The 17,409-nt window shown below is 72.2% G+C and carries 20 protein-coding genes; 15 read left to right on the top strand and 5 right to left on the bottom strand.

What is annotated here, in order from left to right; genetic code table 11:
• The first annotated feature begins 38 nt into the window (after positions 1-38).
• A complete protein-coding gene (locus ACIP84_RS23015; protein WP_055601811.1) occupies positions 39-500 on the top strand; it encodes a MaoC family dehydratase in 462 nt (153 codons plus the stop codon).
• On the opposite strand, the gene ACIP84_RS23020 is transcribed toward ACIP84_RS23015, so the two are convergent.
• The 3 genes from ACIP84_RS23020 to ACIP84_RS23030 all read right to left on the bottom strand — a co-directional run bounded on the left by ACIP84_RS23020 (position 491) and on the right by ACIP84_RS23030 (position 2,749).
• Positions 491-1,117, bottom strand: a complete 627-nt coding sequence (locus ACIP84_RS23020; protein ID WP_355959335.1) for a TetR/AcrR family transcriptional regulator — start codon at positions 1,115-1,117, stop codon at positions 491-493. The two genes, ACIP84_RS23015 and ACIP84_RS23020, sit on opposite strands and share 10 nt — an antisense overlap.
• Before the next feature lie 100 nt (positions 1,118-1,217).
• Positions 1,218-1,505, bottom strand: a complete 288-nt coding sequence (locus ACIP84_RS23025) for a YiaA/YiaB family inner membrane protein (protein ID WP_055601809.1) — start codon at positions 1,503-1,505, stop codon at positions 1,218-1,220.
• 92 nt (positions 1,506-1,597) lie between these two features.
• On the bottom strand, positions 1,598-2,749 hold the full coding sequence (locus ACIP84_RS23030) for an acyl-CoA dehydrogenase family protein (protein ID WP_401799825.1): 1,152 nt from the start codon (positions 2,747-2,749) through the stop codon (positions 1,598-1,600).
• Between the two features lie 71 nt (positions 2,750-2,820).
• Between ACIP84_RS23030 and ACIP84_RS23035 the strand changes: the two genes are divergently transcribed.
• The 4 genes from ACIP84_RS23035 (at position 2,821) to ACIP84_RS23050 (ending at position 6,249) form a co-directional block, all read left to right on the top strand.
• Positions 2,821-3,528 (top strand): TetR/AcrR family transcriptional regulator, encoded by a 708-nt coding sequence (locus tag ACIP84_RS23035; protein WP_401799827.1) that lies wholly within the window; start codon positions 2,821-2,823, stop codon positions 3,526-3,528.
• An 18-nt stretch (positions 3,529-3,546) separates the two neighbouring features.
• The gene (locus tag ACIP84_RS23040; RefSeq protein WP_401799829.1) at positions 3,547-4,242 is read left to right on the top strand and encodes an ArsR/SmtB family transcription factor; all 696 of its coding nucleotides are present in this window, start codon (positions 3,547-3,549) and stop codon (positions 4,240-4,242) included.
• A gap of 203 nt (positions 4,243-4,445) precedes the next feature.
• The gene (locus ACIP84_RS23045) at positions 4,446-5,360 is read left to right on the top strand and encodes a DMT family transporter (protein ID WP_401799830.1); all 915 of its coding nucleotides are present in this window, start codon (positions 4,446-4,448) and stop codon (positions 5,358-5,360) included.
• A 214-nt stretch (positions 5,361-5,574) separates the two neighbouring features.
• Complete coding sequence (locus tag ACIP84_RS23050) at positions 5,575-6,249, top strand: TetR family transcriptional regulator (protein ID WP_355959344.1); 675 nt, start codon at positions 5,575-5,577, stop codon at positions 6,247-6,249.
• A 61-nt stretch (positions 6,250-6,310) separates the two neighbouring features.
• Here the strand turns inward: ACIP84_RS23050 and ACIP84_RS23055 are convergent, their stop codons facing one another.
• Complete coding sequence (locus ACIP84_RS23055) at positions 6,311-6,973, bottom strand: helix-turn-helix domain-containing protein (RefSeq protein ID WP_355959345.1); 663 nt, start codon at positions 6,971-6,973, stop codon at positions 6,311-6,313.
• 122 nt (positions 6,974-7,095) lie between these two features.
• Here ACIP84_RS23055 and ACIP84_RS23060 point away from each other — a divergent pair, with 122 nt between their 5' ends.
• The 10 genes from ACIP84_RS23060 (at position 7,096) to ACIP84_RS23105 (ending at position 16,104) form a co-directional block, all read left to right on the top strand.
• On the top strand, positions 7,096-8,034 hold the full coding sequence (locus tag ACIP84_RS23060) for a DMT family transporter (protein WP_189833334.1): 939 nt from the start codon (positions 7,096-7,098) through the stop codon (positions 8,032-8,034).
• Between the two features lie 77 nt (positions 8,035-8,111).
• Entirely contained in the window at positions 8,112-8,912 is an 801-nt protein-coding gene (locus ACIP84_RS23065; protein WP_355959347.1) for an MBL fold metallo-hydrolase, read from the top strand.
• Positions 8,913-8,938: 26 nt separating this feature from the next.
• Positions 8,939-9,640: a DsbA family protein gene (locus ACIP84_RS23070; protein ID WP_073915220.1), complete on the top strand. Its 702-nt coding sequence runs from the start codon at positions 8,939-8,941 to the stop codon at positions 9,638-9,640.
• A 220-nt stretch (positions 9,641-9,860) separates the two neighbouring features.
• Positions 9,861-11,039: an aminotransferase class I/II-fold pyridoxal phosphate-dependent enzyme gene (locus ACIP84_RS23075; protein ID WP_355959349.1), complete on the top strand. Its 1,179-nt coding sequence runs from the start codon at positions 9,861-9,863 to the stop codon at positions 11,037-11,039.
• Complete coding sequence (locus tag ACIP84_RS23080) at positions 11,029-11,574, top strand: DUF6190 family protein (protein ID WP_401799836.1); 546 nt, start codon at positions 11,029-11,031, stop codon at positions 11,572-11,574. The genes ACIP84_RS23075 and ACIP84_RS23080 overlap by 11 nt, the downstream gene beginning before the upstream one ends.
• 25 nt (positions 11,575-11,599) lie before the next feature.
• On the top strand, positions 11,600-12,406 hold the full coding sequence (locus ACIP84_RS23085) for a dihydrodipicolinate synthase family protein (protein WP_383583938.1): 807 nt from the start codon (positions 11,600-11,602) through the stop codon (positions 12,404-12,406).
• Positions 12,403-13,293 (top strand): iron-containing redox enzyme family protein, encoded by an 891-nt coding sequence (locus tag ACIP84_RS23090; RefSeq protein ID WP_401799838.1) that lies wholly within the window; start codon positions 12,403-12,405, stop codon positions 13,291-13,293. Before ACIP84_RS23085 ends, ACIP84_RS23090 begins: the two co-directional genes overlap by 4 nt.
• Positions 13,290-13,670, top strand: coding sequence for a Rieske 2Fe-2S domain-containing protein (locus tag ACIP84_RS23095; protein ID WP_355959354.1), 381 nt, complete (start codon positions 13,290-13,292; stop codon positions 13,668-13,670). Before ACIP84_RS23090 ends, ACIP84_RS23095 begins: the two co-directional genes overlap by 4 nt.
• On the top strand, positions 13,667-15,118 hold the full coding sequence (locus tag ACIP84_RS23100) for a purine-cytosine permease family protein (protein WP_401799840.1): 1,452 nt from the start codon (positions 13,667-13,669) through the stop codon (positions 15,116-15,118). The genes ACIP84_RS23095 and ACIP84_RS23100 overlap by 4 nt, the downstream gene beginning before the upstream one ends.
• A gap of 2 nt (positions 15,119-15,120) precedes the next feature.
• On the top strand, positions 15,121-16,104 hold the full coding sequence (locus ACIP84_RS23105; RefSeq protein WP_355959357.1) for a PDR/VanB family oxidoreductase: 984 nt from the start codon (positions 15,121-15,123) through the stop codon (positions 16,102-16,104).
• Positions 16,105-16,287: 183 nt separating this feature from the next.
• Here the strand turns inward: ACIP84_RS23105 and ACIP84_RS23110 are convergent, their stop codons facing one another.
• Positions 16,288-17,370, bottom strand: coding sequence for a Zn-dependent alcohol dehydrogenase (locus ACIP84_RS23110; RefSeq protein ID WP_401800042.1), 1,083 nt, complete (start codon positions 17,368-17,370; stop codon positions 16,288-16,290).
• Positions 17,371-17,409: the final 39 nt, after the last annotated feature.

Here is a 17,409-nt window from a genome sequence, read left to right on the forward strand (position 1 = left end):
ACCAGGTGGGGTATGCCGGACCAGAAGGGACCAGGAACATGGCCGAGCCGAGGATCTTCACCTCCGCCGAGGAGCTGCGCGCGGGGGTCGGCGAACAGCTGGGGCACAGCGACTGGGTGGAGATCGACCAGAAGCGGATCGACCTCTTCGCCGAGGCGACCGGGGACCACCAGTGGATCCACGTGGACCCGGAGCGCGCGGCCACCGGTCCGTTCGGCACGACCATCGCGCACGGCTATCTGACCCTGTCGCTGCTCCCGCTGTTCGTTCCGCAGGTGCTGCGGGTCGAGGGCATGAAGATGGGCCTCAACTACGGCACGGAGAAGGTGCGTTTCCCCGCTCCCGTGCCGGTCGGCTCGCGACTGCGCGCCACGGCCGTCCTGACGAAGGTCGAGGAGGCCGGCGGCGGCGTGCAGGTGACGGCGGCCGTGACGGTGGAGCGCGAGGGCTCCGAGAAGCCGGTCTGTGTCGCCGAGTCGGTCTCCCGCTACTACTTCTGAGCGCCGACCATCCTGAGGACGAGGTCGGCGTAGAGCGCGCCGACCTCGTCGGGCGACCGGCGTCCCTGGGCGTTGAACCAGCGCGAGACGTCGATGCAGAGCGAGAGCACGGCGACCGTGGTGCCCGCGACGTCCGGCACGTCGAACTCCCCCGCCGCCACGCCCTCGTCGATGATGCCGCGCACCGCCGCGTCGGACCGGCGGCGCAGCTCCACGATCTCGGCCCGGTGCTCGGGGCCGAGGGCGTCGAGCTCGTACTGGACGACCCGCGCGGTGGTGTGGCGCTCGGCGTGCCAGCGGACGAAGGAGCGCACGGCGTCCGCGAGGCGCTCGGCGGCCGTGCCCTCGCCGGCGGCCGCGGCCCGGAGGATCTCCAGGGCCTTGTCGTGACCGATGCGGCTGATCCGGTGGAGCAGCTCTTCCTTGGTCTTGTAGTGGATGTAGAGCGCGGCCGGGCTCATCCCCGCGCGGCCGGCGATGTCCCGGGTGGTGGTGGCGTGGTAACCGCGCTCGGCGAACGCCTCGACGGCGGCCACCAGCAGTCGCCGGGCCGCCTCGGGCGTGACCTCGCCCCAGGGCATGTCCTCGCCCCCGGGCGTCTCCTCCGCCGCGCTCATCCCACACTCCCTCTCGGACCCCGTCAGGACGCTCACCATACCAACGAGGGTGAGCAAGCGCTTAGAGACCGGGCGTGGCAGCTCAGGACCCGCCGGGCGGTCAGAGCTTCTGGAAGGGGTCGTGCTCGGCGAGCAGCTTCTCGAGACGGGCCTGGTCGACCCGGCTGACGATCTGCCCGGCCTCCTGGCGGTCGCGGACGACCTTGGCGAGCGTGAAGGACGAGGTGGTGAGGTAGAGGACCGCGACGGCGAGGAAGGCGCGGACCCAGGCGCTGGCCTCCAGCTGGTAGATGCCGATGGCCACGGCCCCGAGGGCGAGCGAGAAGGAGGCGACGGCCTGGGCGTAGTAGGCGGCGGTGTTCTGCTGCTTGACCGGTGTGTCACTCATGGGCACAGCATCGGGCGGATGTGGCCGGTGCCACATCCGTCCTCGTACTCAGCCGGGTACTCAGAAGGGCGGGCCGGTGGACCCGGACGGGGTCAGAACGCGGAGACCCCCGTCAGCGCCCGGCCGATGATGAGCTTCTGGATCTGGCTGGTGCCCTCGTACAGGGTCATGACGCGGGCGTCCCTGAGGAGCTTCCCGACCGGGTACTCGTCGATGTAGCCGTAGCCGCCGAAGACCTGGAGGGCGTTGTTCGCGGCGCGGACGGCGGCCTCGGAGGCGTACAGCTTCGCCTTGGAGGCGGCGGTCGCGAAGTCCTGGCCGCGGTCGATCAGGTCGGCGACCCGCCAGGTGAGCAGCCGGGCGGCGTCCACGTCGACGGCGATGTCGCTGATCAGCTCCTGCACGAGCTGGTACGAGGCGATGGGCTTGCCGAACTGCTCGCGCTCCCCGGCGTACCGGACGGCCGCGTCGAGCGCGGCCTGGGCGATGCCGACGCAGCCGGCGGCGACGGACATCCGGCCCTTGGCGAGGGCGGACATGGCGACGGTGAAGCCCTTGCCCTCGGGGCCGAGCATCGCGGCGGCGGGGACGCGGACGTCCTCGAGGACGAGTTCGGCGGTGGCCTGGCCGCGCAAGCCGAGTTTGCCGTGGATGGCGCGACGGGTGAGGCCCGGGGTGTCGGTGGGGACGAGGAAGGCGGAGACGCCCTTGTGGCCGGGGGTGTCGCGGGTGCGGGCGAAGAGCAGCACCACCTCGGCCCAGGTGCCGTTGGTGATGAACATCTTGGTGCCGTTGATGCGGTAGTCGTCGCCGTCGCGCACGGCCCGGGTGGCGAGGTTCCCCGCGTCGGATCCGGTGCCGGGCTCGGTGAGGCCGAAGCAGCCGAGCGCCTCGCCGGAGGCGAGCCGGGGCAGCCACTCCCGCTTCTGCTCCTCGCTGCCCCAGGCGGCCACGGTCTTGGCGACCAGACCGAGCGAGACGGAGACGATGCCGCGCACGGAGGAGTCGCCGCGGCCGAGTTCCTCGGTGACGAGGCAGTACGCGAGGTGGTCGCCGCCGGAGCCGCCGTACTGCTCCGGGATCGTGAGTCCGAGGAAGCCGACGGCGCCGAGCTTCTTCACGATCGCCCGGTCCACCTCCTCGGCGCGGTCCCACGCCACGGCGTGCGGGGCGACCTCGCGGGCGACGAAGTCCTCGGCGAGCCGCCGTACGGCTTCCTGCTCCTCGCTGAGTTCCAGATTCATGCGGCGCCCACCTCACCCGACCGTTTAATTACCACTGCTAGTTTTCATGGTGCAGGCCTACTATGTGCGCCATGGCCCGACCGCGCAAGCCCCTGCTCAGCCGAGACCGCATCGTCGAGACGGCGGGCGCGCTCGTGGACGCGGAGGGCCTCGACGCGCTCTCGACCCGGCGGCTCGCGGCCGAACTCGGGGTCAGCGGTCCCTCGCTCTACAACCACTTCCGCACCAAGGACGAGATCCTCGACGCCGTCGCCGACGCGGTGAGCGCGAAGATCGACCTGTCGATGTTCGCGGAGGACGACGGCCGCGACTGGCAGACGGCGCTGCACGACTGGGCCGTCTCCTACCGCGCCGCCCTCGCCGACCACCCGCACATCGTCCCGGTCCTCGCCCAGGGCCCCGGCCGCCGCCCGGCGGGCCTGCGCGTCGCGGACGCGGTCTTCGGCGCGATGGTCCGCGCGGGCTGGCCACCGGCCCAGGCCACCTCCATCGGCGCGCTGATGCGGTACTTCATCACCGGCTCGGCCCTCGGCTCCTTCGCGCGCGGCTTCGTCGACGACGAGGCGGCCTACGACCCGGCCGACTACCCTCACCTCGGGCAGGCGCACCGCCTCGCCGAGCACCGTCAGAAGGTCGACGAGGGCGCGTTCGCCACGGGCCTGCGGGCACTGCTCGACGGGCTGCGGCTCCAGTACGAGGCCCAGGTGCGCCAGTCCGCGGCGCGGCCCGCGGCCCGCCCCTCCGCCCCGTGGAACAGTTCGGCCACCGCCGAAGGGTGAGTGCGGGAGGGTGGAGGCATGGCAGCCTCTGACCTCGCCGCGCTCGCGGCGCTCTTCGCGGACGAGACCCGCGCCGCGTTCCTGCTCGCCCTGCTCGACGGGCGGGCCTGGACCTCCGGGGAACTCGCCCGGCACGCGGGCGTGGCCCCGTCCACCGCAAGCGAGCACCTCGGAAAGCTCGTCACCGGCGGGGTGCTCGCGGAGGAACGGCAGGGCCGCCACCGGTACGTGCGCCTCGCCGACCCCGGGATCGCGCATCTGGTCGAGGACCTGGCCGCCCGGTCCGAACCGGCGGTGCCCCCGCCGCCCCGCTCGCTGGGCGCCGCGAGCGCCGGCCGGGCGATGGCCCGGGGCCGGACCTGCTACGACCATCTCGCCGGGCGACTCGGCATCGCGATCACCGAGGCGATGACGGTCCGCGGACTGCTGCGCCAGGACACCGGGTTCGCGCTCACGGACCGGGGCCTTGCCTGGTTCGACGAGCTGGGCATCCCGCTCGTACGCCGGGGGCGGCGGCCCGTCGCGCGCGGCTGCCTCGACTGGACCGAGCGCCGGCCGCACCTCGCGGGGCTCGCGGGCGCCGCGCTGTGCCGGCACGCGCTGGACGAGGCGTGGTGCGTGCGGATCGGATCCGAGCGGGCCGTGAAGGTGACCGGGCGCGGCGAGAGCGCGCTGTACGCGAACCTGGGGATCGCGCCGGAGGAGCTGCGATGAGGCCGCTGCCGCAGGGCGTCCCCCGGACGGGGAGCGGGAGCGGGAGCGGACCTGGGCCCACGAGCGGGTCCGACCCCGGTCCCGGCCCCGGCCCCGACCTCGGCCCCGACCCCGGCCCCGGCCCCGACCTCGGTCCCGACCCCGGCCCCGGCCCCGGGGATATTGCGGTGAGCGCCGAAGGGTCCGCGCCCTACGGTCGACCCATGCAGAAGCAATCCTCACGGCTCGCCCTCGCCGCCGCCGGTGTCACCGTCGTCCTGTGGGCCTCCGCCTTCGTCTCCATCCGCAGCGCGGGAGAGGCCTACTCCCCCGGCGCACTCGCGCTCGGGCGGCTGCTCGCCGGCACCCTGGTCCTCGGAGCCGTCCTGCTGATCCGGCGGGAGGGGCTGCCGCCCCGGGCGGCCTGGCCGGGAATCCTGGTCTCCGGCCTCCTGTGGTTCGGGGTCTACATGGTGGTGCTCAACTGGGGCGAGCAGGAGGTCGACGCGGGCACGGCGGCGATGGTGGTGAACATCGGGCCGGTCCTGATCGCGCTGCTCGGCGCCCGCTTCCTGAAGGAGTCCCTGCCGCCGCGGCTGCTCGCGGGCATGGCGGTCTCCTTCGCGGGCGCGGTGGTCGTGGGCCTCTCGATGTCCCGCGCCTCCTCCGGCGCGCACGCCTCGCTGCTCGGCGTCCTCCTCTGCGTCCTGGCGGCGATCGCGTACGCGGGCGGGGTCGTGGCGCAGAAGCCGGCGCTCGCCCACGGCAGCGCGCTCCAGGTGACGACGTTCGGGTGCCTGGTGGGGGCGGTGGCCTGTCTGCCGTTCGCGGGGCAGCTGGTCGACGAGGCGGGCCGGGCCCCGCTGCCGGCGACTCTGAACATGGTCTATCTGGGGGTGTTCCCGACCGCGCTCGCGTTCACGACCTGGGCCTACGCCCTGGCCCGTACGACCGCGGGGCGGATGGGCGCGACGACGTACGCCGTGCCCGCCTTGGTGGTGCTGATGGCGTGGCTGTTCCTCGGCGAGCTGCCGGGGCTGCTCACGCTCGCCGGGGGCGCGCTGTGCCTGGCGGGTGTGGCTGTATCCCGTTCACGGGCGCGGACCTCCGCCGGCGCCGGAACGGCTGAATCCACCTGACAGGGCATGGCTCCGGTTCCGGACACTTCACGCGCCTCCGACGCCGGGTGTGCGCCCGCGACCTGGAGGGGAGATGCCCGTCAAGCCCCAGTTTCGGCCGGTGGGGCGAGAGGACACGTTTCGTGGCCCCTCGGCCGGATAGTTTCGAGTCGGTCACAGGCGCGGGGCCGGAACATCACGCTCCGGCACCTTCTCGCAAGCCGACGGGGGAGTCATGGCGATTCAGCAGCGGGCGGAACGTACAAGACAGGAAATCCTGTCGGCAGCCGCGAGGGTGTTCGACAGACACGGGTACGAGCGGGCCTCACTCGCCAGGATCGCCGGCGAGGCCCGGGTGACGACCGGCGCGCTCGTCTTCCACTTCGCGACCAAGGCGGAGCTCGCGACGGCGGTCCACGGGCGGGCCCACGCGGCCACCCGGATCACGGTCGAGTCGGCATGCCTGTCCACGGAGGGCGTCGGCGGCACCGCGATCGACAAGCTGGTGATCGCCACGCACGCGCTGATACGGCTCTTCGAGACCGATCCGACGGCGCGCGCCGGTGAACGCCTCGCACGGGAGCTCCAATTAGCCGACCCGGGGTTCTCCCGGGACTGCCCCTGGCGGCGCGAGGTGGCGCGCCTGGCGCGCTACGCGGAGGCCGAGAAGGCCCTGCGTCCCGGCGTGGACGCGACGGCGGTCGCCGCGCTGATCGGCTATGTGATCACCGGGGTCGAGCTGGAGATGCGCTGTCCGAACGGCCCGTCCGACGAGTGCTGGCCCGCCGAGGACCCGCGGAGCGCCGACAGCGGCGCCCTGCACGGTCCCGCCGAGCAACGGCTCGACCGCATCTGGAAGTTGATCCTCCCGGGCCTGGTCCACCCGGCCGGTAGACGGCACGGCGCCTAGCCGCGCGGGCGTCCCGGCGGGCGGTGTCCGGCGGGCCGCCGGCGCCGCGCGCCGCCCCGTCTCACTCCCCCGAACGCAGCAGCTGACGCGCGAAGTCGGCGAGGGAGCGGCCGATGCGTTCGGTCGACAGGCCGAGTTCGTGCCGCTGGAACTGGTAGAGCTCGGGTGACAGCGGGCTGAGCGCGATGTCGATCAGCGGGTCCGGGTCCTGGATCCCGTGGTCGACGAGCAGCGTGCGGACGTGCACGCGCCAGAAGCCGTACGCGCCCGTCCGGAAGCGCGCGGGACCGGTCTCCGCGCCGAGGGCCAGTGGCAGGTGCCGCTCCAGGAGATCGAGCATCGCCAGGTAGAACGCCGCCAGTCGCTCCCCCGCGGGTGCGCCGGGGCCGAGCGGCGGCGGGCCGTAGATGAGCTGGCCCTGGAGCCGGCGCTCGTGCTCGTCGAGCAGCGCGACGGCGACCGACGAGGGATCGGGGAAGCTCCGGTAGAGCGTGGCCCGGCCCACCCCGGCGGCCTTGGCGATCCGGTCCATGGTGACCGTCCGCGGATCCTGCTGGGCGAAGAGCTGCTCGGCCGCGGCCAGGATCTGGGCACGGTTGCGTTCCGCGTCCGCGCGTCTGCGCGGGGCGACCGGCTGGTCGTCCGCGGCCTGAAGATCGCCGAGGAGCCCGCCGACCCGGTGGACGGAGGCGGCTCCACGACCCCGCTGCTCTTCGTCGCTCATGGACCAGACCTTACTTCCCCTGGAGCTAAGTGGACACCTTGTCCGTTTGCCATGTCCCGTGGCATGCTAAACGGACTCAGTGTCCACTTATCCGCTCGCCATCCCGCCCCAGGGAGATCCAGATGCACACCGCGCTCCTCGCCGCGGCCCTGCTGGTCGGCTGCCTCCTGGCCGTCCAGGCCTCGGTGAACCTCCAGCTCAACTCGGCCGTCGGCACCCCGTACGGCGCCTCGACCATCCAGCTCGGCGTCGCGACCGGTCTGCTGACCGTGCTCGCGGTGGCGGCCGGAGCGCTCGGCGCGCTCGGCAAACTGCCCGACGTCGAGCCCTGGCAGCTGCTCGGCGGACTCGCCAGTCCGCTCTACATCACCAGCGGCATCCTGCTCTTCCCACGGCTCGGCGCCCTCGCCGCCGTCGGACTCTTCGTCACCGGCCAGATGTTCGCCTCGCTCGCCCTCGACCTCTTCGGCCTCCTCGGCCTCGAGAAGCAGGACCTGAGCGCCGGGATCGTCATCGGCGCCGTGGCCGTGCTCGCCGGCATCGTCGTGATCATCCGGGGCATGAAGGCGGCGGCCCCTCCCGGCGCCCCCAAGATGTCGAGCGCCGGCCGCGCCGGCTGGCTCGCCCTCGGCATCGTCGCCGGAGCCGTGCTGCCCGTACAGGGCGCGGTCAACGCCCAGCTGCGCGCCCAGCTCAAGCAGCCCGTCACCGTCGCCGTGATCAGCTTCGCGGTGGCGACCTTCACCATCGCCGTCGTCCTGCTCGTGCTGTACGCGACCCGGAAGACGCCGAAGCCCAAGATCGCCCCGCTGAAGAAGATGCCCTGGTGGGGCTGGCTCGGTGGCGCCTGCGCCGCCGCCTACGTCACCGGGACCTTCCTGCTCATCCCCGAGATCGGGGCCGCGGTGACCATCGCGCTCACCGTGACCGGGCAGCAGCTCACCTCGGCCCTGATCGACCACAAGGGCCTCTTCAAGCTCCCCCAGCGCTCCCTCACGAAGCCGCGCGCCCTGGGCCTCGCCCTGCTGATCGCCGGCTCCCTGACCATCCAGCTCGTCTGACCGAGGCCGGCACTCCCCGTGGCCCCCGGGGCCGCCCGGGGGCCACGGCCCGCACGGTGCGTCATGAAAGGTGTGCCATGAAAGCGTCCTACACCGCCGGGCCGGACCTCCACGTCCTCCCCTCGGCACTGCCCATCCCCGGCCTCGGCGACCAGCCGGTGAACGCCTTCCTCCTCCGGTCGGGCCAGCCGATCCTCGTGGACACCGGCATGCCCGTCGACCGGGAGGGCTTCCTGGACTCCCTCTGGTCGCTGATCGAGCCGGCCGATCTGCGCTGGGTCGTCGTCACCCACGACGACCGCGACCACACCGGCGCCCTCGCCCGGATCCTGGAGGCGGCGCCGAACGCGAAGGTCCTCGCCAACGCCATATCGCTGACGCGAATATCCGAAGAGTTCAGCATTCCGCAGGACCGGGTCGTCACCGCCAACCCGGGAAGCCGTGTGAAAGTCGGCGACCGTGAGCTCAGTTTTCACCGGCCGCCCACTTTCGATTCACCCGGAACTCTCGCCGTGTTCGACCATTCCGATGGAACGCTCTACAGCTCCGACAGTTTCGGAACCGTCGTCGAGGAAATCAGCAACGAGTTCGCCGACCTTTCCGAGGAAGAATTCTTCCACGGCTTCGAGGTCCTGAACCGGGCGATAGCCCCGTGGACCGCGCTGGTCGACGAGGCGAAATTCCTCCGGCCGGTGCACGAACTGGCCGCCCTGCGCCCCGCGAAGCTGCTGAGCGCCCACGGGCCGACCGTCCGCGAGGCCGCCGTACCGCGGCTCTTCGAGGCGATGGCCCGCATCCCCTCCCTGCCCGCCTGGCTGCCCGGCGCGGACCTCGACCTCGAGGCCGCGCTCGACGCAGTCGAGCCCCCCGCCGCCTGAGACCCCCGCACGAACCGAGGAGAACCATGTCCGACCCGACCACCGCCGACCTGACGCCGCCGCGCGGAGTCGTCACCGTCTTCTCCGACATCTGGTGTTCCTTCGCGCACATCGCGATCCACCGGCTGCACACCACCCGGGCCCGTCTCGGCCTGGAGGAGCAGGTCGCCTTCGACCTGCGCGCCTTCCCCCTCGAACTGCTCAACGACGCCCCGAGCCCGCGCCCCGGCACGGACAGCGAGGTCGCCCGGATGGCCAGCCTGGAGCCGGCCGCCGGCTGGCAGCTGTGGCAGGCCAAGGACTGGCTCTACCCGTCGACGACCCTGCCCGCCCTGGAGGCGGTACTCGCCGCCAAGGAGCAGAGCCTGCGCGCCTCGGAGCAGCTCGACCTCGGGCTGCGCCGGGCGTTCTGGGCCGAATCGCGCTGCATCAGCCACCGCAAGGTGATCCTGGACGTGGCCGCCGAGACCGGCGCCGTCGACGTCGACGCCCTCGCCGAGGCCCTGGACGACGGGCGCGCGCGCCGGTCGCTCGCGGACCAGGCGGCGCTCGCGGCGAGCGACCGGGTGGACTGCAGCCCCCACCTGTTCCTGCCCGACGGCTCCGACCACGCCAACCCCGGCATCGAGGTGGACTGGGAGGGCGCCTACGGCATCGGCTGGCCGGTGATCGGCTCGGACGACCCGAAGGTGTTCGAGGACATCCTGCTGAAGGCCGCCACTGAATAGTTGAATACGCCGCCGAAAGCGGCCGCACCACCGGAACGACGGCCAGGCATTCCTTTACGAGGAATGCCTGGCCGTCGTTCCTTTTTTTCGCCGGCAGAACATCGCGGTGATTATTAATTGCGTGACCCGGCCGTTATTCGCAAGGCCGCTCGAAGCTCCTACAGTCATTCACGCCGCCGGAATTCCGGACGGAGATTCGTATCGACAGCGGGAGTTCTTCATGTCGTTGACCGACAAGGCAGACGTCAGCACGTTCGTCGACCTCACCCAGCACGAGATCGAAGCCCTGAAGACCCGGTTCAACCTGGCCGACGCACACACCCACCAGCGTCAGTCCACCTCCCAGGAGCGGATCGTCTCGCGGCTTCCGGAGCTGTGGCACGAGTCCGAGTCGAAGCAGCAGGCGCACTTCGAGCGCCAGTTCCTGGACGCCTTCTTCAGGCTGCACCAGCAGCCCACCGCCCGCGCGATGGGCCGCACGCTCCTTTCGTACTCCGCGAGCGTGTCGACCATGGTCGCCGGCATGTTCCTCAAGCAGCGCGGGATGTCGGTGCAGCTGGTCGAGCCCTGCTTCGACAACCTGGTCGACCTGCTGCGCAACATGCAGGTGCCGATCGCCCCGTTCGCCGAGTCGGCGCTGCACGACAAGGACTCCATCTACGAGCGCCTCGTCGAGGAGATCACCGCGGACGCGATCTACCTCGTCGACCCCAACAACCCCACCGGGTTCACCCTGCTCGCCGAGAAGCTGGAAGGCTTCCGCGAGGTCGTCCGCTACTGCGTGGACCACGACAAGGTCCTGGTGATGGACTTCTGCTTCGCGTCCTTCGCACTCTGTGACGAGGGCATCGGGCGGGTGGACATCTACCGGCTCCTGGAGGAGTCCGGCGTCACGTACATGGTCATGGAGGACACCGGCAAGACCTGGCCGATCCAGGACGCCAAGTGCGCCATGATCACGGCCAGCCAGAACATCCAGGAGGAGGTCTACAACCTCCACACCAGCGTCCTCCTGAACGTCTCGCCGTTCGTCCTCAACATGGTCACGCAGTACGTCGAGGACTCCATCACCGACGGTTTCGCCTCCGTCCGCGACATCATCCGCACCAACGGCGAGGCCGCCCGCAACGCCCTCAGCGGCACCATCCTGGAGTTCCAGGAGCCGGTCGTCGGCACCAGCGTCGCCTGGTTCCGCATCAAGCCCGAGCACCTGACCGCCACCCAGCTCCAGGCCGTCCTCTTCGACGAGGAGGTGTACGTCCTGCCGGGCACGTTCTTCTACTGGAACACCAAGGAGAAGGGCGAGCGCTTCGTGCGCCTGGCCCTGGCCCGCGAGCCGGAGCTGTTCGCCGGCGCGATGGAGCGGATGCGGAAGGTGCTCGAGCGCTATGCCGGCTGACACCGACCCGGTGGTGTTCATCGACGCCACCACGTTCATGGGCATGCACAGCAAGGACGACGCGGTCCGCGTGGCCGCCAAGGCCTTCTTCGCCGGCCGGCTGGCCGCGGGGGAAGCGGGCGGGGTCGTCATGAGCTGGGAGCAGGTCGGCCGCTGCGACGACCTCGTGTGGGGCTACGAGCGGGAACTGCAGGACGAGTACTACCCGTTCATGGACGTCCTCCACACGGACCTGGCCATGGACCGGATCGCCTACTCCGAGGACGACGTCCGCCGGGCCTTCGCCGAGCCCGCGCTCGACGGTCTGCCCGCCCATGAACGCCTGCTGCTCGCCCAGGTCATCGGCCGCGGGGGCGTGCTCCACACCGCCAGCCCCCGGCTCGTCCGGGCGGCGGCCGGCCTGCCCGTCGTACCGCTGGCCCCGCTCGTCCCGGCCGGTGCTCCCGCCCTCGGCGAGGAGCCGTCGTTCCCGGCGTACCTGGAGGACCTCTACCGGCGGTCGCTGGTCCTGAAGGTCGTCTCCGAAACCCTCTGAAGTCGTTCCGAAGGGCACCCCACTCATGCCTGGCACCTACTCCGGGACCGTCGTCCCGCTGATCACCCCGTTCGACGAGCACGGCGTCGTCGACGAGCCGAGCGTCGTCCGTCTCCTGGACCACATCCGCGCCGAGGTCAACGGCTTCATGCCGGCCCTGACCTCCGGCGAGGGCTGGAAGCTCGACGCGCGGCAGTGGCAGGACGTCGTCACGTACACCGTCCGGCACGCGGGCGGTCTGCCCGTCCTCGCCGGCATCCAGCTCCCCGACACCGACGCGGTGATCGACCGGGCCCGTACGGCGGCCGCGATCGGCGCCGACGCCGTCGTCGTCACCACGCCGTTCGGCGCCGAGGTGACGCAGGACGACATCGTCGAGCACTACAAGGCGATCCGCGCGGCCCTCGACATCCCGATCTTCCTCTACAACGAGGAGGCGCTCTCGGGCAATCGCATCGAGTTCGACACCCTGATCCGGATCTGCAAGGAGATCCCGGGGATCGTCGGCATCAAGGAGTCCAGCGGCGACGCCGCCTTCACCCGGAACATGGCGGAGGCCGGCACCGGCATCCCGGTCTTCGAGGGCTGGGAGAACCTCCTCGTCGACGCCCGCGGCATCGACGGCTTCATCGGCCCGCTGGCCAACCTCGAACCCTCGCTGTGCAACGCCATGCTGGTCGACCCGACCCCCGACCGGCAGACGGAGATCAACACCGTCTGCGAGCGGTACGGCGTCTTCAAGGACGACTGGTACCGCTGGGTCAAGAAGGAACTGCACCGGCGCGGCGTGATCGCCTCGCCGACCGTCCACGAGGAGGCGAAGGCGGCATGAGCACCACCCCCGCCGCTCCCTCCGCGTCCGCCCCTTCCTCCGTCCCGGTGGCCGCGCACTCGATCACCGCACCGGCCGCGACCTCCCAGCGCGAGCTGCACAGCCTCTACCGGCGGGTCCCCAACCTCGGCGACTACGGGTCGATGACCGCGATCGAGGAGCGCTGGATCCTGCCCAAGGCGCGGGCGTACGAGGCCTCCGCGCCGCGGTTCGGCTCACCCGGCGAACTCCTGCAGGCCCTCAAGGAGTTCCTCGCCGAGGAGGAGGCGTCGCTCCCGGAGAGCGCCACCTTCCTCGCCGAGCACGCCACGCTCGATCAGTTCAAGTTCGTGGTGCGGCAGTTCGCGCTCGACGGTCTCACCGAGTCGGAGTCGCTGCTCCCGGTCGTGCCCCGGCTGCCCTACCGCTCGGCGATGGCGGTCTTCCGCGTCCTCATCGACGAACTCGGCTGCGGCAACGAGGAGAAGGCGCACTCCCAGCTCTACCGCGACCTGCTCACCGAACTCGGCCTGAGCCTCCGGCTCGACGACTACCTCGACGAGACGGTCCCGGAGTGCTTCGCCTACGTCAACATGTTCCACTGGCTGGCGAGCCGGGCCCCCTCGCCCCAGTACTTCCTCGGCGCGTACGCCTACTTCGAGACCAGTGTGCTGTACGCCTTCCAGAGCTTCGCCCGGGCGGCGCGGCGGCTCGGGATCACCCACGACGCCTACTACACCGAGCACCTCTACATCGACTCGTACCACAGCAGTCATATGCGCACGGCGATCCGCGCGCTCGAGGAGCCGGACCTGGCGAAGATCTGGGCGGGCGTGCGACTGGCCTCCGACATCGTCGGCACGGCCACGGAGGCGGCCGTCGCACGAGCCAGGGAGACCGTCGCATGACGGCCGTGCCCGCGGGGCGGCGGCGGGGCTCCGACGAACCCACCGTCCGCCAGGTGACCGAGGACCTGGTCCTCGTCGAGGTCGGCGGCCGCAAGGTCCTCGCGGCCGCCGTCTGCCCCCACCGCGGGGGCCGGCTCAAGTACGGCAGGGTCGACGGGGACAGGCTGCGCATCACCTGCCCCCTGCACCACACGACCTTCGACCTGACCAGCGGGGAGCGCCTGGCGGGAGCGGCGTGCGCGGGCATCCGCGTGGTGGACGTCCTGCCCGGGGACCTGAGCGTTCCCGAGCAGCGCGACCCCACCCACGACAGCCGGGCGGCGGCCGCCACCGAAGCGGCCGTCCCGGGTTCCGCCCCGTCCGGGGGCGCCTCATGACCACCACACCGACCGGGGCGGCGTCCACCGCGACGCCGCCCCGTGCGGCGGTCGACCACGACGGCATCGCACCGGTGCCCGAGGCCGAACGCACCTCGACCCCGGGCGACTTCGGCTGGATCTGGCCCTCCGCACAGTTCTCCTTCGGCACGGTCGTGCTCGGCGCGCTGCCCGTCGTCTTCGGCCTCGGCTGGTGGGCCTCGGCGAGCGCCATCGCCGTCGGCGTGGCCGTCGGCACGGCGCTGCTCGCCCCGCTCGCCCGCTTCGGCGTCCGTACCGGCACCAACGATCCCGTGTCGAGCGGCGCGCACTTCGGCGTGCGGGGCAGGGTCGTCGGCAACGTCCTCACGGTGGTGACCGCGCTCGGCTTCTTCGCCATCGCCGTCTGGACGGGCGGCACCGCCGTGATGGTCGCCGGCCACCGGCTGTTCTCCACCCCCACCGGCCCCGGCGCCCTGACCGCGGCGATGTTCGTGACGGCGGCCGCGGTCGCGCTGGTCGCCGTACGCGGCCACGAGACCCTCGTCCGTACGTACAAGGTCACCGCCGTCACCGGCGGCGCGGTCCTCCTCGGTACCGTGCTCGTCCTCGCCCCGGACTTCGACGCGGGCTACGCCGGCGGGACGCTCGCGCTCGACAGCACCCTGCACACCTGGCTGCTCGCGGCGACCGCCTCCGCCACCGTGCCCCTGTCGTACGCCACCTTCCAGGGCGACTACACCCGCTTCATGCCCGCCTCCACACCCACCGGCAGGGTCGTGCGGGCCAGCGGGGTCTCGATGTTCCTCAGCAGTCTCGCCGCGCTGCTCACCGGCGCGTACGTGACGACCCTCTTCCCCGTCCCCGACGAGCCGTGGCTCCAGGGCCTGACCGACGCGGTGCCCGGCTGGTTCGCGGTCGCGGTGGTCGTCTTCGGCTTCGCGGGCACCCTGCCGCAGGCCGGGCTCTGCCTGTACGCGGCCGGGCTCTCCGCCAACTCCGTGTTCTGGCGCTCCTCACGGGCCGCCGTCACCACGGTGGTCGCGGTGCTCGCGGCGGCCGTGCTGTACCTCGGTGCGGTCGTGTACGACGCCATGGACGCGATGTCGGCGTTCGTGACGCTGCTGCTCACCGTCGTCGCCCCGTGGGCGGCGGTGCTCTTCGTCGGGTACGTGCTCCACCGGGGCAGGTACGACGCGGAGGCGCTGCGCACCTTCACCACCGGCGGAGGCGGCCGGTACTGGTACACCGGCGGGGTCAACCCGCGCGCGGCCACGGCCTTCGCGCTCGGCTCGGTCGTCGGGGTCCTCTGGGTCAACAACCCGCTGTACACCGGCCCGTTGACCGACCTCACGGGAGGGGTCGACCTGAGCCTGCCGGCCTCCTTCGCGGTCGCCGCCGTGCTGTACGGGGTGCTGTGCCGGGTGTGGCCGGAGCCGCTGCTGCCGCCGACACGAGTCTCGAGGTGACGATGTCCACCACAGTCCCGCTCACCGCCCGGCTCACGGTCCGGGCGGTCCTCCCCGAGGCCGAGGGCGTCCTGGGGCTCGTGCTCGCCGATCCCACGGGCGCCGAGCTGGCCCCGTGGGAGCCCGGCGCCCATCTGGAGGTGACGCTGCCGTCCGGGGCGGTCCGGCACTACTCGCTCTGCGGGGACCCGGCGGACTTGACCACGTACCGGCTCGGGGTGCTGCGGGAGCGCGCCGGCCGGGGCGGATCGGAGGAGGTCCACACCTCCGTCGGCGCGGGCACGGTCCTCGGGGTGCGGGGCCCGTTCAACCGCTTCCCGCTGGTGCCCGCCGAACGGTATCTGTTCATCGCGGGCGGCATCGGCATCACCCCGCTGCTTCCGATGGTCCGCTCGCTTCCGCCGGGGTCGTGGTCCTTGCTGTACGGGGGCCGGAGCCTGCCGGCCATGGCGTACCGCGAGGAGCTCGCCGCGCTCCCCGGGGTCACACTCGTCCCGCAGGACACGGCGGGGCTGCCCGACCTGGACGGCGTCCTGGCGGGGCTTCCGGCGGAGACCGCCGTGTACTGCTGCGGGCCCGAGGGGCTGCTGCGGGCGGTGGAGGAACGCTGGTCGGGTCCCCTGCACACGGAGCGGTTCGGGGCGGCGCCGGCGCGGGAGCCCGGGGTGAACCCGGGGGCGAACCCGGGAGAGGGGTCCGGAGAGGTCTCCGGGGCCGATGACGGCTTCGAGGTGGAGCTGCGGCGGAGCGGCCGGACCGTGCACGTCCCGCCCGGCCGCACCCTGCTCGACGCCGTGCGCGAGGTGGTCCCCGGTGTCGCGTACTCCTGCGAGGAGGGCTTCTGCGGCACCTGTGAGACGAAGGTGATCTCCGGGACGCCCGAGCACCACGACTCCGTCCTCGGCGAGGACGAGAAGGCCTCGGGGACGACCATGATGATCTGCGTGGGGCGCTCGCGCGGCGCCCGGCTCGTGCTGGACCTGTGACGCGGCGCCGGCCCGTGGAGCGAAGTGGACCGTGACGCGACGTCGGTCCGAAGCGCGAAGTGGGCCGCGACGCGACGTCGATCCGTGACGCGAAGTGGGTCGCGACGCGAAGTGGGTCGCGACGCGTGGAAGCCCGTACCGATACGTCGGTACGGGCTTCCGCGTGGGCCTGGCCGCCCGGTGTCAGGGGAAGACCACCAGGGCCCGGCCGCCCTTGCCCGCGAGCATGTTCTCGAAGGCGCCCGGGATGCCGTCCAGGCTGATCCGCTCGGTGACGAGCGCGCTCAGGTCGAGGCGCCCGGCGCGGATGTGCTCGGCGAGGACCGGCAGGTCGACGGCGGGGTTCGAGTTGCCGTAGACGCAGCCCGCGAGGGTGCGGCCCCAGTGGAAGATCTCCAGGGCATGGAAGGTGACCTGCTGGTCCTTGCCGCCGATGCCGACGACCGTGGTGCGGCCGCCGCGCCGCGTGGAGTCCCAGGCGGTACGGATGGTGACGGCGCGGCCGACGCACTCGACGGCCACGTCGACGCCCTGGCCCCCCGTCAGCTTCCGGATCTCCTTCGCCGTGGTCTCCGAGGCGACGACGTACTCGGTCGCACCGGCCGCGCGCGCGAGCGCCTCCTTCTCCGGGGAGACGTCCACGGCGACGATCGTCGAGGCGCCCGCGATCCGGGCCGCCTGCAGCGTGGCGAGCCCCACCCCGCCGACACCGAACACCGCCACCGTCTCGCCCACACCGACCCGGGCGGAGTGGTGGACCGCGCCCCAGCCGGTGAGGACGGCGCAGCCGAGGAGGGCGGCGTCGGTGAGCGGCACCCCGTCGGGGACGGGCAGGACGCAGTTCGCGGCGACGACCGTCTCCTCGGCGAAGGCGGCGACGTTGAGTCCTGGGTGGAGCTCGGTGCCGTCCTCGGTGCGGGCGTGCACGTTCGCGGTGCCGGCCAGGGCGTTCGCGCAGAGCCAGACCTCGCCCAGCGAGCAGGGGTGGCAGCCGCCGCAGGACGGCGCCCAGTTGAGGACGACGCCGTCGCCGGGGGCGACATGGGTGACGCCTTCGCCGACGGAGACGACGGTCCCCGCGCCCTCGTGGCCGAGGACGGCGGGCACCGGCACCCGCATGGTGCCGTTGGTGAGGGACAGGTCGGAGTGGCAGACACCGGCGGCCGCGAGCCGGATCCGGACCTGGCCGGGGCCCGGCTCGGGGAGTTCGATGCCGGTGACCTCCAGCGGGGAGCCGACGGCGGGCAGGACGGCGGCGCGGATCAGGCTCACGTGCGGTGCTCCTCGGGGGTCGCGTGGACGGGG

The sequence above is a fragment of the Streptomyces sp. NPDC088707 genome, from assembly GCF_044752725.1.
Lineage (GTDB): Bacteria > Actinomycetota > Actinomycetes > Streptomycetales > Streptomycetaceae > Streptomyces.

What these genes read in the sequence shown, in the direction of transcription:
- ACIP84_RS23060 (WP_189833334.1), top strand. Translation starts at nt 7,096, where the DNA reads ATGCACACCGCGCTCCTCGCCGCGGCCCTGCTGGTCGGCTGCCTCCTG.
- ACIP84_RS23105 (WP_355959357.1), top strand. Translation starts at nt 15,121, where the DNA reads ATGTCCACCACAGTCCCGCTCACCGCCCGGCTCACGGTCCGGGCGGTC.
- ACIP84_RS23070 (WP_073915220.1), top strand. Translation starts at nt 8,939, where the DNA reads ATGTCCGACCCGACCACCGCCGACCTGACGCCGCCGCGCGGAGTCGTC.
- ACIP84_RS23015 (WP_055601811.1), top strand. Translation starts at nt 39, where the DNA reads ATGGCCGAGCCGAGGATCTTCACCTCCGCCGAGGAGCTGCGCGCGGGG.
- ACIP84_RS23020 (WP_355959335.1), bottom strand. Translation starts at nt 1,117, where the DNA reads ATGAGCGCGGCGGAGGAGACGCCCGGGGGCGAGGACATGCCCTGGGGC.
- ACIP84_RS23045 (WP_401799830.1), top strand. Translation starts at nt 4,446, where the DNA reads ATGCAGAAGCAATCCTCACGGCTCGCCCTCGCCGCCGCCGGTGTCACC.
- ACIP84_RS23095 (WP_355959354.1), top strand. Translation starts at nt 13,290, where the DNA reads ATGACGGCCGTGCCCGCGGGGCGGCGGCGGGGCTCCGACGAACCCACC.
- ACIP84_RS23025 (WP_055601809.1), bottom strand. Translation starts at nt 1,505, where the DNA reads ATGAGTGACACACCGGTCAAGCAGCAGAACACCGCCGCCTACTACGCC.
- ACIP84_RS23080 (WP_401799836.1), top strand. Translation starts at nt 11,029, where the DNA reads ATGCCGGCTGACACCGACCCGGTGGTGTTCATCGACGCCACCACGTTC.
- ACIP84_RS23075 (WP_355959349.1), top strand. Translation starts at nt 9,861, where the DNA reads ATGTCGTTGACCGACAAGGCAGACGTCAGCACGTTCGTCGACCTCACC.
- ACIP84_RS23050 (WP_355959344.1), top strand. Translation starts at nt 5,575, where the DNA reads ATGGCGATTCAGCAGCGGGCGGAACGTACAAGACAGGAAATCCTGTCG.
- ACIP84_RS23030 (WP_401799825.1), bottom strand. Translation starts at nt 2,749, where the DNA reads ATGAATCTGGAACTCAGCGAGGAGCAGGAAGCCGTACGGCGGCTCGCC.
- ACIP84_RS23090 (WP_401799838.1), top strand. Translation starts at nt 12,403, where the DNA reads ATGAGCACCACCCCCGCCGCTCCCTCCGCGTCCGCCCCTTCCTCCGTC.
- ACIP84_RS23055 (WP_355959345.1), bottom strand. Translation starts at nt 6,973, where the DNA reads ATGAGCGACGAAGAGCAGCGGGGTCGTGGAGCCGCCTCCGTCCACCGG.
- ACIP84_RS23065 (WP_355959347.1), top strand. Translation starts at nt 8,112, where the DNA reads ATGAAAGCGTCCTACACCGCCGGGCCGGACCTCCACGTCCTCCCCTCG.
- ACIP84_RS23085 (WP_383583938.1), top strand. Translation starts at nt 11,600, where the DNA reads ATGCCTGGCACCTACTCCGGGACCGTCGTCCCGCTGATCACCCCGTTC.
- ACIP84_RS23100 (WP_401799840.1), top strand. Translation starts at nt 13,667, where the DNA reads ATGACCACCACACCGACCGGGGCGGCGTCCACCGCGACGCCGCCCCGT.
- ACIP84_RS23040 (WP_401799829.1), top strand. Translation starts at nt 3,547, where the DNA reads ATGGCAGCCTCTGACCTCGCCGCGCTCGCGGCGCTCTTCGCGGACGAG.
- ACIP84_RS23035 (WP_401799827.1), top strand. Translation starts at nt 2,821, where the DNA reads ATGGCCCGACCGCGCAAGCCCCTGCTCAGCCGAGACCGCATCGTCGAG.